General features: G+C 53.7%; 18 protein-coding genes. 3 read left to right on the top strand and 15 right to left on the bottom strand.

Annotated features, from left to right (window positions below; genetic code table 11):
* The 9 genes from FDX04_RS02380 to fkpA form a co-directional block, all read right to left on the bottom strand.
* Positions 1-128, bottom strand: a 128-nt coding sequence (locus tag FDX04_RS02380) for a GTP-binding protein (protein ID WP_000031651.1), incomplete at its 3' end; no start/stop codon positions are given.
* Positions 129-197: 69 nt separating this feature from the next.
* Positions 198-2,312, bottom strand: a complete 2,115-nt coding sequence (gene fusA, locus FDX04_RS02375; RefSeq protein ID WP_038634754.1) for an elongation factor G — start codon at positions 2,310-2,312, stop codon at positions 198-200.
* Positions 2,313-2,408: 96 nt separating this feature from the next.
* On the bottom strand, positions 2,409-2,879 hold the full coding sequence (gene rpsG, locus FDX04_RS02370; protein WP_003023657.1) for a 30S ribosomal protein S7: 471 nt from the start codon (positions 2,877-2,879) through the stop codon (positions 2,409-2,411).
* A gap of 95 nt (positions 2,880-2,974) precedes the next feature.
* On the bottom strand, positions 2,975-3,349 hold the full coding sequence (gene rpsL / locus FDX04_RS02365; RefSeq protein ID WP_003023654.1) for a 30S ribosomal protein S12: 375 nt from the start codon (positions 3,347-3,349) through the stop codon (positions 2,975-2,977).
* 125 nt (positions 3,350-3,474) lie between these two features.
* On the bottom strand, positions 3,475-3,762 hold the full coding sequence (tusB, locus tag FDX04_RS02360; protein ID WP_038634759.1) for a sulfurtransferase complex subunit TusB: 288 nt from the start codon (positions 3,760-3,762) through the stop codon (positions 3,475-3,477).
* Positions 3,763-3,769: 7 nt separating this feature from the next.
* A complete protein-coding gene (gene tusC, locus FDX04_RS02355; RefSeq protein ID WP_042312086.1) occupies positions 3,770-4,129 on the bottom strand; it encodes a sulfurtransferase complex subunit TusC in 360 nt (119 codons plus the stop codon).
* Entirely contained in the window at positions 4,129-4,515 is a 387-nt protein-coding gene (tusD, locus tag FDX04_RS02350; protein ID WP_042312083.1) for a sulfurtransferase complex subunit TusD, read from the bottom strand. The genes tusC and tusD overlap by 1 nt, the downstream gene beginning before the upstream one ends.
* Positions 4,515-5,237, bottom strand: a complete 723-nt coding sequence (locus FDX04_RS02345) for a transcriptional regulator (RefSeq protein ID WP_003023643.1) — start codon at positions 5,235-5,237, stop codon at positions 4,515-4,517. Before FDX04_RS02345 ends, tusD begins: the two co-directional genes overlap by 1 nt.
* Before the next feature lie 167 nt (positions 5,238-5,404).
* Positions 5,405-6,223: an FKBP-type peptidyl-prolyl cis-trans isomerase gene (gene fkpA, locus FDX04_RS02340; protein WP_042312080.1), complete on the bottom strand. Its 819-nt coding sequence runs from the start codon at positions 6,221-6,223 to the stop codon at positions 5,405-5,407.
* Between the two features lie 231 nt (positions 6,224-6,454).
* Here fkpA and FDX04_RS02335 point away from each other — a divergent pair, with 231 nt between their 5' ends.
* Positions 6,455-6,673 carry a protein SlyX gene (locus FDX04_RS02335; protein WP_079225904.1) on the top strand — a complete coding sequence of 73 codons (219 nt, stop codon included), beginning with the start codon at positions 6,455-6,457 and terminating at the stop codon, positions 6,671-6,673.
* 199 nt (positions 6,674-6,872) lie between these two features.
* Here FDX04_RS02335 and slyD read toward each other — a convergent pair whose 3' ends face one another.
* The 4 genes from slyD to kefG form a co-directional block, all read right to left on the bottom strand.
* Positions 6,873-7,478 (bottom strand): peptidylprolyl isomerase, encoded by a 606-nt coding sequence (gene slyD / locus FDX04_RS02330; protein ID WP_003023634.1) that lies wholly within the window; start codon positions 7,476-7,478, stop codon positions 6,873-6,875.
* A gap of 94 nt (positions 7,479-7,572) precedes the next feature.
* Positions 7,573-7,773 (bottom strand): YheV family putative zinc ribbon protein, encoded by a 201-nt coding sequence (locus FDX04_RS02325; RefSeq protein ID WP_005121675.1) that lies wholly within the window; start codon positions 7,771-7,773, stop codon positions 7,573-7,575.
* Between the two features lie 8 nt (positions 7,774-7,781).
* Positions 7,782-9,587, bottom strand: coding sequence for a glutathione-regulated potassium-efflux system protein KefB (gene kefB, locus FDX04_RS02320; RefSeq protein WP_038634774.1), 1,806 nt, complete (start codon positions 9,585-9,587; stop codon positions 7,782-7,784).
* Positions 9,587-10,138, bottom strand: coding sequence for a glutathione-regulated potassium-efflux system ancillary protein KefG (gene kefG, locus FDX04_RS02315; RefSeq protein ID WP_024136663.1), 552 nt, complete (start codon positions 10,136-10,138; stop codon positions 9,587-9,589). Before kefG ends, kefB begins: the two co-directional genes overlap by 1 nt.
* A 132-nt stretch (positions 10,139-10,270) precedes the next feature.
* Between kefG and FDX04_RS02310 the strand changes: the two genes are divergently transcribed.
* Complete coding sequence (locus FDX04_RS02310; RefSeq protein WP_137370401.1) at positions 10,271-12,175, top strand: ABC transporter ATP-binding protein; 1,905 nt, start codon at positions 10,271-10,273, stop codon at positions 12,173-12,175.
* A 16-nt stretch (positions 12,176-12,191) separates the two neighbouring features.
* A complete protein-coding gene (locus tag FDX04_RS02305; RefSeq protein ID WP_137370400.1) occupies positions 12,192-13,124 on the top strand; it encodes a LysR family transcriptional regulator in 933 nt (310 codons plus the stop codon).
* 89 nt (positions 13,125-13,213) lie between these two features.
* Here the strand turns inward: FDX04_RS02305 and mdcH are convergent, their stop codons facing one another.
* A complete protein-coding gene (mdcH, locus tag FDX04_RS02300) occupies positions 13,214-14,110 on the bottom strand; it encodes a malonate decarboxylase subunit epsilon (RefSeq protein ID WP_137370399.1) in 897 nt (298 codons plus the stop codon).
* Positions 14,107-14,727: a malonate decarboxylase holo-ACP synthase gene (locus tag FDX04_RS02295; RefSeq protein WP_137361489.1), complete on the bottom strand. Its 621-nt coding sequence runs from the start codon at positions 14,725-14,727 to the stop codon at positions 14,107-14,109. Before FDX04_RS02295 ends, mdcH begins: the two co-directional genes overlap by 4 nt.

The raw sequence follows: 14,727 nt of genomic DNA, 5'->3' as shown, positions 1-14,727 counted from the left end.
GCACCGCCGTAGGTTTTAGCCAGTACGGTGGTGATTGCAGCGGTCAGGGTAGTTTTACCGTGGTCAACGTGGCCGATGGTGCCGACGTTAACGTGCGGTTTTGTACGTTCAAATTTTTCTTTAGACACGGCTATATTCCTTACTATAGTGCTCTCCCCTATGGAGAGAGCACGGGACTTAGGTTTTAATCCTGTGGCTTATTTACCACGGGCTTCAATAACGGCCTGAGCAACGTTGTTCGGCGCATCGTCGTACTTCAGGAACTCCATGGAGTAAGAAGCACGGCCTTTGGTCAGAGAACGCAGCTGGGTTGCATATCCGAACATTTCAGACAGCGGAACTTCAGCATGGATAACAACGCCAGTGACGTTGGATTCCTGTCCACGAAGCATACCACGACGGCGGCTCAAGTCACCGATAACGTCACCGGTGTTCTCTTCCGGAGTCTCTACTTCAACCTTCATGATAGGCTCAAGCAGAACTGGTTTCGCTTTCTTAAAGCCATCTTTGAAGGCGATAGAAGCGGCCAGTTTAAACGCCAGCTCAGAGGAGTCAACGTCATGGTAAGAACCGAAGTGCAGACGCACGCCCAGATCAACAACCGGGTAACCAGCCAGCGGGCCGGATTTCAGCTGTTCCTGGATGCCTTTATCAACGGCCGGGATGTATTCGCCAGGAATTACACCACCTTTGATGTCGTTGATGAACTCGTAGCCTTTCGGGTTTGAACCCGGCTCCAGCGGGTACATGTCGATAACAACATGACCGTACTGACCGCGACCACCAGACTGCTTGGCGTGTTTACCTTCGATATCGGTAACTTTCGCGCGAATCGCTTCGCGGTAAGCAACCTGAGGTTTACCGACGTTCGCTTCAACGTTGAATTCACGCTTCATACGGTCAACGATGATGTCGAGGTGCAGTTCACCCATACCAGCGATAATAGTCTGGTTAGATTCTTCGTCAGTCCATACGCGGAAAGACGGGTCTTCTTTAGCCAGACGGCCCAGAGCCAGACCCATTTTTTCCTGGTCAGCTTTGGTTTTCGGTTCTACCGCGATGGAGATTACCGGCTCAGGGAATTCCATACGTTCCAGAATGATCGGGTGATCCGGGTCACACAGAGTGTCACCAGTGGTCACGTCTTTCAGACCGATTGCAGCAGCGATATCGCCCGCGCGAACTTCTTTGATCTCTTCACGTTTGTTGGCGTGCATCTGAACGATACGGCCAAAACGCTCACGTGCAGTTTTCACGGAGTTCAGGATGGTGTCACCGGAGTTAACCACACCAGAGTACACACGGAAGAAGGTCAGGTTACCCACGAACGGGTCAGTAGCGATTTTGAATGCCAGAGCAGCAAACGGCTCATCATCGCTAGCGTGACGCTCAGCCGGAGTATCTTTACCGTCGTCCAGAATACCGTTGATCGCAGGTACGTCGACTGGGGATGGCAGGTAATCAATTACCGCATCCAGCATCGCCTGAACACCTTTGTTCTTAAACGCAGAACCACAGGTTACCAGGATGATTTCGTTGTTCAGAACACGCTGACGCAGAGCTTTTTTGATCTCTTCTTCAGTCAGTTCTTCACCACCCAGGTATTTCTCCATCAGCTCTTCTGAAGCTTCTGCAGCGGACTCGATCAGGTTCTGGTGCCATTCGTCAGCCAGTTCCTGCATGTCAGCCGGGATATCTTCATAAGTGAAGGTTACGCCTGCATCTTCTTCGTTCCAGTTGATGGCTTTCATTTTCACCAGGTCAACAACACCGGTGAACGCTTCTTCAGCGCCAATCGCCAGCTGCAGCGGAACAGGGTTCGCGCCCAGACGGGTTTTGATCTGACCAACAACTTTCAGGAAGTTCGCACCCATACGGTCCATTTTGTTAACGAACGCAATGCGCGGAACTTTATATTTGTTTGCCTGACGCCATACGGTTTCAGACTGAGGCTGAACACCACCAACTGCGCAGTAAACCATTACTGCACCATCAAGCACACGCATGGAACGTTCTACTTCGATAGTGAAGTCAACGTGCCCCGGGGTGTCGATGATGTTTACGCGATGCGGTTCATACTGCTTAGCCATACCAGACCAGAATGCAGTAGTCGCTGCGGAGGTGATAGTAATACCACGCTCCTGCTCCTGCTCCATCCAGTCCATGGTGGCAGCGCCGTCATGAACTTCACCGATTTTATGGTTTACACCGGTGTAGAACAGAATACGTTCGGTAGTAGTGGTTTTACCGGCGTCGATGTGCGCACTGATACCGATGTTACGGTAGCGCGCGATGGGTGTTGTACGAGCCATTTGATTCCTCGTTTATCTTTTAGGCGTTCAATTTAAGTAGCCCAAAGCGGGCTGCTTACTGGAAGCGCCCGCCTGGTGACTAAAACTCCGAAGGGATTACCAACGGTAGTGTGCGAACGCCTTGTTGGCTTCTGCCATACGGTGAACGTCTTCACGTTTCTTAACTGCAGTACCTTTGTTTTCTGCAGCATCAGAAAGTTCGTTCGCCAGGCGCAGAGCCATGGATTTATCACCGCGTTTACGAGCAGCTTCAACGATCCAACGCATTGCCAGGGCATTACGACGGACCGGACGGACTTCAACTGGTACCTGATAAGTAGAACCACCAACGCGGCGAGACTTAACTTCGACAGTCGGGCGCACGTTTTCGAGAGCTACTTCGAAAGCTTCCAGTTCGTTTTTACCAGAACGCTGAGCCAGGGTCTCCAGCGCGCTGTATACGATAGTTTCGGCAGTAGATTTTTTACCATCTACCATCAGGATATTTACAAATTTAGCCAGCAGCTCTGATCCGAACTTCGGATCCGGCAGAATTTTACGCTGACCAATGACGCGACGACGTGGCATGGAAATACTCCGTTGTTAATTCAGGATTGTCCAAAACTCTAAGAGTTTAGTTTGACATTAATATAAAACGTTTGGCCTTACTTAACGGAGAACCATTAAGCCTTAGGACGTTTCACGCCATACTTGGAACGTGATTGCTTACGGTCTTTAACGCCGGAGCAGTCAAGCGCACCACGAACGGTGTGGTAACGAACACCCGGGAGGTCTTTTACACGACCGCCACGGATCAGGATCACGGAGTGCTCCTGCAGGTTGTGACCTTCACCACCGATGTAGGAAGTCACTTCAAAACCGTTAGTCAAACGAACACGGCAAACTTTACGCAGTGCGGAGTTCGGTTTTTTAGGGGTGGTAGTATATACACGAGTACATACGCCACGTTTCTGCGGGCATGCTTCCAGCGCAGGCACGTTGCTTTTTGCAACTTTGCGTGCACGTGGTTTGCGTACCAGCTGGTTAACTGTTGCCATTAAATAGCTCCTGGTTTTAGCTTTTGCTTCGTAAACACGTAATAAAACGACCTCATACAATATGAGGACGCAGAATTTTAGGTCGGTGTCGAAAAGGTGTCAAGAAATATACAACGATCCCGCAATTACCAGGACATCTGGTTGGGATGCTTCACCGTAAGTCTGACGAAGTCAGTATAGCTAACCCTGACGACACTGTCTGAAATTTGACCATCTAACCCGCGAGCTTTAATGTCTTCTTCCAGCACAGAGACCTTAATGGAGGCGTTTTGCAGACTTTCAAGGAAACGGCTTCCTTCTATTGCCGCCGTCACGCCATCCTGGAGCAATAAAAGTTCATCGTCTTTTTCAATCAGGCGAAGAAGAGAGGAGAAATCGGTAAGCCACGCGGAGCGGTGTAGTGTGTGCAGCATGAGAGTCTCAAAACCTTAAAATGACGTCATAGTTGCCTAGCTCACGGCGTAAATCTTCAGGTTCCAGCGCCGTGGCATCAACCACAAAATTAACACCCTGCTGAAGCCCCCGCTCACGTAATGAGGCGGCGCAAAGCCAACATTGATCGATATCGTACAACCCCAACAACTTGAACGTTGCGATATAGTCTCGTGCCAGGACGACGTCCGGTTGTTGACCCTGGAGGATCTGGAAGACGCCATCGCCGATAAAAAACACGCCGAGATCTTCCGTGAGCGCAGATGTCGCCAGTAATGCATCTAACCCTTCACGGCCGGATGCGCTGCCGTGCGGCACGGTAGAAAAAACAAAAGCAACACGTTTCATTAAAACTGCACCACGCGATCGCAGGTCAAGGACGCCTCAGCCAACGAACCCAGCCCGCTGAGATTAAAACCTGATTGTAAATTAGCACCTGCCAGTCCAAGCCGCTTTGCTTCAGCCTCATCAACAACACCACGACGCAACGCCGCAGCAACACAGATATTCAGCGTCACGCCATATTGTTGATTCAGCTGTTGCCAGGCCCGTACCAGATCATACTCATCGCTGGCGGGCGAAGTCAGGAAGTTAGCGTTATACACACCTTCACGATAGAAAAAGACGCTGCATAACTCATGCCCTTCTTTAAGTAGCGCGTGGGCAAATTGCAACGCGCTACTCGCCTGCTGTGTACCATAAGCAGGTCCCGTCACCATGATGGTAAAGCGCATTACTTGTCTTGCCCCTGGAAATCGCCGCTTTTGAACTGGCGAATATAGAGGTAGACCGTGTGCTTGGAGATATTCAACCGATCGGCGACCTGGTTAATCGCATCTTTAATATCGAAGATACCTTTCTCATACAGATTCAGGACAATCTGGCGGTTTTTCGCATTATTGGAAACATTGCGATCGGCATTCACTTCTTCGATCGTGAATTCCAGCGTCTGGGTGACCAAATCTTCTACAGAAGAAGCAAAGTTCACGGCAGAACCCACTTCTGGGGTTTCCGGTGGGATAAAGGTATTCATTATCTGCGAGAATGGCACATCGAGGTTCATGTTGATGCACAGCAGACCAATCACGCGATGCTCTCGGTTACGAATGGCAATCGTCACCGACTTCATCAAGACACCGCTTTTCGCGCGCGTGAAGTAACACTTCGACACGCTGCTATCCGCACCCGTCATATCATGCAGCATACGCAATGCAAGGTCGGTTATCGGTGAGCCAATTTTACGGCCCGTGTGTTCACCGTTCGCAATGCGGATAGCCGAGCATTTCAAATCCTGCAAAGAGTGCAATACGATTTCACAATGGGAACCAATGAGCATCGCCAACCCGTCCACTACCGCTTCATAGGATTTAAGGATATCGAAGTCAGTTTGATCGAAAGGACGTTGATCCAGTAAATCTAGCTCACTGGTTTCGTTGGTTAAAAGCGACCTGGACATGAAAAAAAGCACTCCTTTTCAGGAGCCTGTCGTTATGTTGTCAGGGCAGGCTCATCACTATTATAGGGGCATCTAAAGTAATACAGCGCACAAGGCGCTTTCCAGTATTAATTATATCCTGTCGATAATAAAAAACCGCCGCCCTGTGGGCGGCGGTTACTGTTCGCTTACTTTTTGCTGCTGTCTGCAGCTTTATCGGCCGGTGCAGCATCTGGCTGCGCCTCGGCTTTCGGTGCCGGTTTGATATCTAACAGTTCAACATCAAACACCAGCGTAGAGTTGGCCGGAATACCCGGAACGCCGGTTTTGCCGTAAGCCAGATCTGGTGGGATAACCAGCTGAATTTTACCGCCTTTCTTGATATTTTTCAGGCCTTCGGTCCAGCCAGGGATAACACCATCAAGACGGAAAGAGAGCGGCTCGCCACGGGTGTAGGAGTTGTCAAACTCTTTACCATCAATCAGCGTACCTTTGTAGTTTACAACCACGGTATCGCTGTCTTTCGGCGCTGCGCCAGTACCTTCTTTCTCTACTTTGTAGATCAAGCCAGTGGAAGAGGTTTTAACGCCTTTCTCTTTAGCAAATTTCTCACGGTAAACTTTACCTTTGGCTTCATTGTCAGCCGCGTCTTTTTCCATTTTCGCCTGAGCGGAACTCTTCACACGCGCTTCAAACGCCTGCAAAGTTTGTTCGATTTCCTGGTCGGACAGTTTGCTCTTGTCAGCAAACGCATCCTGAACGCCAGCGATCAGCTGATCTTTATCCAGTTTGATGCCCAGCTTTTCCTGCTCTTTCAGGGAGTTTTCCATATAACGACCCAGGGACGCGCCCAGCGCGTAAGCGGCTTTTTGGTCGTCATTCTTGAATGCTGCTTTGCTGTCAGCAGTAGCGGCTGGTTTCGCAGCATCAGCAGCGAAGGTGATCGGGGCATGCAGAGCAACAGCCATTGTGGTCGCCAGCAGCGTTACTTTAAACAGTGATTTCATCCATCTCTCCAGGGCCGGGGCATCTCACCCCAGGGTTATCTAACATAAAAATGTACTATAAAGCGTTGCAGAACAAATCAACATACAGGCACGCCCTATTATCACCACTTTTCAGACTCTTTTTGTTTAAATTAGTTTCGTTGCTGAAGATTGAGTGCTGTGCAAACAGGCAAAGTTAAGTAGAATTCGCCGCAGTCCGCGATCTGCCGGAGAAAAAGAAAGAGGTGAATCATGCAGGATACAACATTGGAAACTCGCCTGGCCGAGCTGGAAAGCCGCCTGGCATTTCAGGAAATCACCATTGAAGAGCTCAACGTGACGGTAACTGCGCATGAACTGGAAATGGCCAAACTACGCGATCATCTGCGTCTACTGACTGAGAAGCTGAAAGCCACGCAGCCGTCCCACATCGCGGCTCAGTCCGAAGAGACCCCGCCGCCACATTATTAAGACGTAAAAAAAAGCGGGAATATCCCGCTTTTTTTGTGCCCGATAGCGCGAACGCTTAGCAGGCCTACTCACATATACCCAAAGAATTTCAAATCACAGCAAGGCGGCAAGCTTGAGGAAGTCCCGGGAGCATAGATAACTATGTGACCGGGATTTGAAAGCGCAGCCAACACCGCTGTGGGTTGAAAGACGAAGGGTATTAGTGGCAACCGCAGCCGCCGCCGTTACCTTTACCGCCACCGCCGCAGCAGCCTTCGCCACCGTGCTCGTGACCATGGTCGTGGCCGTGACCACCGCAGCAACCATCGTGACCGTGGTCATGATCGTGGTCGTGACCGTGCGCGCCGTGAACGTGGCCATGAGCCAGTTCTTCTTCGGTCGCTTCGCGGATAGCAACAACTTCTACGTTGAATTTCAGGTTCTGACCAGCCAGCATGTGGTTACCGTCAACCACAACGTGGTCGTCTTCCACTTCGGTAATTTCTACCGGTACTGGACCCTGGTCAGTTTCAGCCAGGAAACGCATGCCAACCTGCAGTTCGTCAACGCCCATGAAGACGTCTTTAGGAACGCGCTGCACCAGGTTTTCGTCGTACTGACCGTACGCGTCGTTTGCGCCAACAGCAACGTCGAATTTGTCGCCAACTTCATGACCGTCCAGCGCTGTTTCCAGGCCAGAAATCAGAGAACCGTGACCATGCAGGTAGTCCAGCGGTGCACTCACCGGAGACTCATCAACCAACACACCGTCTTCTGTACGTACCTGATAGGCCAGGCTGACCACCAGGTCCTTTGCTACTTTCATGATATCTCCTGAGCATGGAAAGAATAGTGGCGCAGATTGTAGCGGAATTCTGCACCTGTGTACCCTCTAGCTTAAAAAAAGCTGCGCCATATCGCTAGTCCGGATGAAAAATCCCGATCACTTGCTCTTCTTTGCGAACATGTTCGCGCGCCTCTTTATCGGCTTCCCGCATCTGATGACCACACTTAACACACTCAACAATATCGATATTATTTTCGCGCCACATCGCCAGCGAATCCTGTGCCTGGCAGGACGGACATTTTGCGCCTGCAATAAAACGTTTACGAATTGCCATGATTACCTCTACTCAAATTCATCCCAGCCATCCAGCTGACGTCGTTCTTGCTGCATCTCACGCTGGAAGATCTCCTCCAGTTCACGCCGGGCTTCCCTGGCTCGCGAGATTTGTACCGTGTCGGTATGCATGGGGATCAGTTCCCGCAACATGCGCATATCGAGCCGCCGAAAATGCAGCTGAGCACGCTGAGCCTGGTGCGGATGCATCCCCAACGTAACCAGCGTTTTACGCCCCAGCTCCAGCGCACTGGAGAAGGTTTCGCGGGAAAACTGCGTCACACCAGCCTGTAATAACTCATGTGCCTCTACACGTCCGCGCGCTCGCGCAAGAATATGTAAATGCGGAAAGTACTGTTGGCAAAGTTCCACCAGTTTCATGGTGTCTTCGGGTTCATTACAAGTAATGACGATGGATTGTGCCGCTTCAGCCCCCGCGGAACGCAGCAGATCCACTTGGGTGGCATCACCGTAATAGACCTTATAGCCATATTTGCGCATCAAATTCACCGCGCTGATATCTCGCTCCAGGACGGTAATACGCATTTTATTGGCCATCAGTAAGCGACCGATAACCTGACCAAAACGCCCAAACCCCACGACAATGACCTGCGGTTTATCATCCTCCACCCAGGGTTTTTCATCTTCTTCATCCGGGCCGTTAAACTGGCGGGAGAGCCATTTATCAATCAGCTTCATCACCAGCGGCGTGGTCATCATCGACAACGTGACGGTCACCAGCAGTAGCGCCATTTGATCGCCCTGAAACAGTCGTTGCGAGGATGCCGTTGAAAACAGCACGAAAGCGAATTCACCGCCCTGGCTTAACACGCCGGCAAACTGCATTCGTTCAGAGCTTCTCATGCCGTTCAGTCGTGCCAGCACATACAGCACCAGCATTTTTACGACCACCAGCACGATTACGCTCGCCGCTACCCACAGAATATGGGTATAGAGCACGCCGAGATTGAGCGACATGCCAACGGAGATAAAAAACAGTCCGAGCAACAGACCTTTAAAAGGATCGATTGCCGTTTCCAACTCATGGCGGTATTCGCTTTCCGCCAGCAGCACGCCCGCGATAAACGTTCCCAGCGCCATCGACAATCCCAGCGCATCCATAAATAGCGCAGAACCCAGTACCAGCAGCAGCGTAGCAGCGGTGAACACTTCCCGCACGCCAGAACCCGCAATGAAGCGGAAAACAGGGCGCAGCAAATAGCGTCCGCCAATCAACATGCCGGCGAAAGCCAACACCTTCATGCCCACTTTGATCCAGTCAAAATGTTCATCGGCAGACCCCGCCAGCAGTGGAACCAGCGCCAGTGCAGGGATCACTGCCAAATCCTGGAACAGCAGCACAGAAAAACCCAGTTGCCCGGATTCGCTACGGTTCATGCCTTTTTCGCGCATCAACTGTAGCGCCATAGCGGTCGATGACATCGCCAGACCAATGCCGCCGACCACTGCCGCTTGCCAGGAGAACGCAGTGAGCATCAGCAAGCCAGCCAGCACCACTGCGCTCAGCATCACCTGCGCGGCACCGACACCAAAAATTGAACGCCGCAATTGCCATAACTTGGCCGGGTTAAGTTCCAGCCCAATGATGAACATCAAAAAGACGACGCCCAGTTCGGAAAAGTGCAGGATTTCATCCACATCGCTAATGAATCCTAATCCCCACGGGCCGATAGCGATCCCCGCCAGCAAGTACCCTAATACCGGGCCAATACCCAGCCGCGATGCCAGCGGCACCGCAGCTACCGCCGCAAAGAGGAACAACACTCCCGCTGTCAATAAATCAGAGCCTTCCATCAGCGGCCTCCCACAGGAATCGGATTCACCAGCCAGTCACCGTACGCTTTAGCATGACTGTCCAGTTCCTGCTTCGTTTGCCGCCTTGCCCAGTAAACAATGATTGGGCTCATCCAGTGCATGCGGCACATACCGGCCGTTAGTTCAAAAGGGCGCAGTACATCGCTCATCGGATAACGGTTCAGCGCGTCATAACGGTATGCGCTTTCGGGTTCACCGGTGGTAATGACGCTTCGCCAGTACTTTCCCGCCAGTTGATTCCCTCCGGGACCGCTGGCAAATCCGCGGCTCAGTACGCGGTCAAACCACTCCTTTAACAGCGCCGGGCAGCTATAGGTGTAGAGAGGATGTTGAAAAACAATCACATCATGCTCACGCAGCAGCGCCTGTTCATGCGGAATATCGATAAAAAAATCAGGATAGTGCGCGTAAAGGTCGTGCACGGTAACATTGCTGAGCTGCATGGCCGGTTTAAGCAGAACACGGTTCGCGACCGAGTCCTGAGATTCCGGATGGGCATACAGCAGCAAGACTTTCGCTGGCTGGAACATCATCCCCCTCCCGGTTTTGTCTTTTGTCTATTTTCGACGTTTTGGGCTACCATTGCGCCTCGGTGCGGCAAACGGCCCGCACATTACATTATCATAATGATAAATTAACATAGTCTGAACATACGGCGCCTTATGATTGTTTTCTCATCGTTACAAATTCGTCGCGGCGTGCGCGTCTTGCTGGACAATGCCACGGCCACCATTAATCCAGGGCAGAAAGTTGGTCTGGTGGGCAAAAATGGCTGCGGTAAATCTACTCTGCTGGCATTGCTGAAAAATGAAATCAGCGCTGACGCCGGAGGATTTACCTATCCGGGAAACTGGCAGCTCGCCTGGGTTAATCAGGAAACGCCAGCATTGCCACAGCCCGCGCTGGAGTACGTGATTGACGGCGACCGCGAGTATCGTCAACTGGAAGCGCAGTTGAACGATGCCAACGAACGTAACGATGGACACGCTATTGCCACCGTCCATGGCAAGCTGGATGCCATTGACGCCTGGACCGTACGCTCACGCGCGGCAAGCCTGCTGCATGGCCTCGGCTTCTCCAATGAACAGCTTGAACGTCCGGTCAGCGATTTTTCCGGCGGCTGGCGTATGCGTCTTAACCTGGCCCAGGCGCTGATTTGCCGTTCAGACCTTCTGCTGCTTGATGAACCGACCAACCACCTCGATCTTGACGCAGTGATCTGGCTGGAAAGATGGCTGAAAAGCTATCAGGGTACGCTGATTTTGATTTCCCACGACCGCGATTTCCTCGATCCGGTAGTAGATAAAATTATTCATATCGAACAGCAAACCATGTTCGAGTACACCGGCAACTACAGCGCGTTTGAAATCCAGCGCGCCACCCGCCTCGCGCAGCAACAGGCGATGTACGAAAGTCAGCAGGAGCGTGTGGCGCATCTGCAAAGCTATATCGATCGTTTCCGCGCTAAAGCAACGAAAGCAAAACAGGCGCAGAGCCGTATCAAAATGCTGGAACGCATGGAGCTAATTGCCCCTGCGCATGTCGACAACCCGTTCCACTTCAGCTTCCGTCAACCGGAAAGCCTGCCAAACCCGCTCTTGAAGATGGAGAAGGTCAGCGCCGGCTATGGCGATCGCGTCATTCTCGATTCGATCAAACTGAATCTGGTGCCGGGTTCACGCATCGGCCTGCTCGGTCGTAACGGCGCGGGTAAATCAACCCTGATTAAGCTGCTGGCGGGCGAACTGGCCCCCATCAGCGGTGAAATCGGGCTCGCCAAGGGCATTAAACTGGGTTACTTCGCACAGCATCAGCTGGAGTTTTTACGTGCCGATGAATCGCCCATCCAGCATCTGGCGCGCATGGCGCCGCAGGAGCTGGAGCAGAAACTGCGCGACTACCTCGGCGGATTCGGCTTCCAGGGCGATAAAGTCAGCGAAGAGACTCGCCGCTTCTCCGGCGGTGAAAAGGCGCGTCTGGTACTGGCACTGATCGTCTGGCAGCGCCCGAACCTGCTGCTGCTTGATGAACCGACTAACCACCTGGATTTGGATATGCGTCAGGCGCTGACCGAAGCGCTGATCGATTTCGAAGGCGCGCTGGTCGTGGTCTCGCACGACCGTCATCTGATTCGCTCCACCACCGACGACCTCTATCTGGTGCACGACAAGAAAGTCGAGCCGTTTGACGGCGATCTGGAAGATTATCAACAGTGGCTGAGCGATGTGCAGAAACAGGAAAACCAGAGCGACGAACCGGCGAAGGAGAGCGTGAACAGCGCCCAGGCGCGTAAGGATCAGAAGCGTCGCGAAGCTGAACTCCGCACCCTAACGCAGCCGCTGCGTAAAGAGATTACCCGTCTGGAAAAAGAGATGGAAAAACTCAACGCCCAGCTGGCGCAGGCGGAAGAGAAGCTCGGCGACAGCAGCCTGTACGACCCTAGCCGTAAAGCGGAAATGACCGAGTGTCTGCAGCTGCAGGCCAGCGCCAAATCCGGGCTGGAGGAGTGCGAAATGGCGTGGCTGGAGGCGCATGAGCAGCTCGAACAGATGATGCAGAACGACTAACCTCCGAGGGCGGCCGATGAACCTGTCAATCACCGATGACATTACCTTCCGCAAGCTGACCATCTTCATGACCTTTATGGAGAAGGGCAACATCGCCCGTACCGCCGAGGTGCTGAATATCAGCGGCGTTAGCGTTCACCGGGCGTTGCACACGCTGGAAGAGAACGTTCGTTGCCCGCTGTTCGTCCATAAAGGCCGCAACCTGATAGCCCAGCCCGCAGCGTGGACGCTGCTGGAGTACTGTCAGGAAGTCACCCAACTGATGGAACGCGGGCTGGAAGAGGCCCGCAAAACGGCGGGCGTCGGTCAGGGCCGTTTACGTGTGGGCACGCTCTACTCGCTGACGCTGGAGACGGTACCGCACCTGATTATGGGCATGAAGCTGCGCCGCCCGGATCTGGAGCTGGACCTCACCATGGGCTCTAACGAGGCGCTGCTGAAAATGCTGGAAGATGGCGTGCTGGACGCCATCCTCATCTCCATTTCAGAAAGCGAAATCGACCGCAACAGCCTCGAAGTGCTGCCCCTGTTCCACGACGATATCTACCTTGCCGCGCCGATGACCGCTGGGCTGGATACCACCGCGAAGGCGGACCTGCGCCACTATCGCCATGAAAAGTTTGTCTCGCTGGCGGAAGGGTTTGCCACCTACGCCGGTTTCCAGGAAGCGTTTCATATCGCCGGATTTGAGCCGGAGATCGTCACGCGGGTGAACGACATCTTCTCCATGCTCAGTCTGGTACAGGCAGGGGTGGGTTTCTGTTTGATGCCGGGGCGAATGAAGAAGATGTATGAAAATACCGTGAAGCTGCAAAAGCTCGCCGAGCCGTATCAGATGCAGCAGCTTATCGCCATCGTCTTTGCCCGCAACCGCGAGCGCGACCCAAGCCTGCTGGCGCTGGCCGCCGAAGGGCGCATGTACGCCAGAGCGCTGAACCAGAACGCCTGATTGCCGGATGGCGACGCTACGCGTCTTATCCGGCCTACATCAGGTGCAAGCCGTAGGCCCGATAAGCGCAGCGCCATCGGGCCATCACATCATGCGCGAAGGCGTTTTGCCAGGTGCACAGCAACATCCACGCCGCTGCGTTCCAGGGCGATAGACTCCCCTTCCCACGCTGCCTGACGCGTCAGGCAGGTCAGCACGCCACCGGGTGGCATTTCAATCGCCAGCCGCGCTTCACGTTCGTTAGCGGAGATAACCGCCTCCTGCCAACGCACCGTGCGCGCCATATTCATCGCCAGATCGTCGGCAATGCGTTCCGGCTGCCACAGCACGCGCCCGGTACTGCCGCTCAGGTAGGCGTAGCGTGGACGGGAAAGCGTCACATGGCTGAACGCCTCAACCAGCTTTTGTGCAGGCTCGGCCAGCAGTTCACAATGCGATGGCACGCTCACCGCCAGGCGATGCGCTTTACTTGCCCCTTTTGCCATCGCGCGCTTCGCCACTTCAGCCATCGCTTCATCGGTACCGGCAATCACAATCTGTGTTTCCGTATTCAGGTTGGCGATGTAAGTACCGCTATCAGCCACCAGCGCTTCCACCTGATTGAGCGTCAGCCCCATAATGGCCGTCAGACCGTAACCATGTGGGTATGCTTGCTCCATTAAGTCACCGCGCAGCGCCACCAGCCGCAGCGCATCGCTGAATTCCAACGCACCCGCGATAACCGCTGCCGGATAAGCACCGATCGACAGCCCGCTCACGATATCGGGCGCTACGCCACGACGTTCCAGCTCGCGCGCCCAGGCAACGCCGGCAATCAGCAGAGACAGCTGAACGGCTCGGGTATGTTTCAACGCTTCAGGGCTATCCAGCATATCCACCTCGGCCCCCAACACGTCACGCGCCTGGGTCAGTTCGGTCCCCGGAAGGTTTTGCAGCATACCTGCGTGCTGCGTTCCCTGCCCCGGAAAGGTAAACAGAATTTTCATGACTCCTCCCTGCCCCACGGGTCGCGGACCAACTGCGGCCCCTGTGAGGTTTTTAACAGCGCTTTACCGTCACGCAGCCATTCGTTGAGGGCAAACGCGCCACAGGGCGTTTCCACCTGGGTATCCGCCCGGCACAGCCCGCCCGTCAGTTGCTGCTGCCACATCGCCAGCGGCTCGCGTGCCAGCGGCTGCGGCGCGCGGATCAGCAGATCCAGATCGCTTGCCGCGTGGATAACCGGGATCCCGGTCGCCAGCGCATAGCCGGTACTCCCGGTAATACCCCACGTCCACGGCCACGCCTGCTGCGCCAATAACAAAGCCACCTGAACCGGTGGCTGAGAGATAAAGGGCGAACGCAGCAGCGACAGCGGATCAACCAGCGATTCCGGCGAGCAGACGCGAACGACCGCCTCCGCTTTTACCCAACCGGCGGCGCGCTGCTCACGTTTCATCCCGCGGACACCCACGGGAATGCGCCCCTGCGCATCAACATCACGCCGCACCACTACCGGCAGACCGCTATGCCAGACGGTATCCACCCAGGATTCCGTGACATCTTCGAGCGCGTCGCGCGCGTTCAGCCAGATTAAGTCGTGTGGACGTAATGTTGTGCTCAT

The sequence above is a fragment of the Citrobacter sp. wls615 genome, assembly GCF_005281355.1.
Classification (GTDB): domain Bacteria; phylum Pseudomonadota; class Gammaproteobacteria; order Enterobacterales; family Enterobacteriaceae; genus Citrobacter; species Citrobacter werkmanii.
The sequence above is the reverse complement of the archived record's forward strand: the minus strand, read 5'-3'. Positions and strand labels throughout refer to the sequence as shown.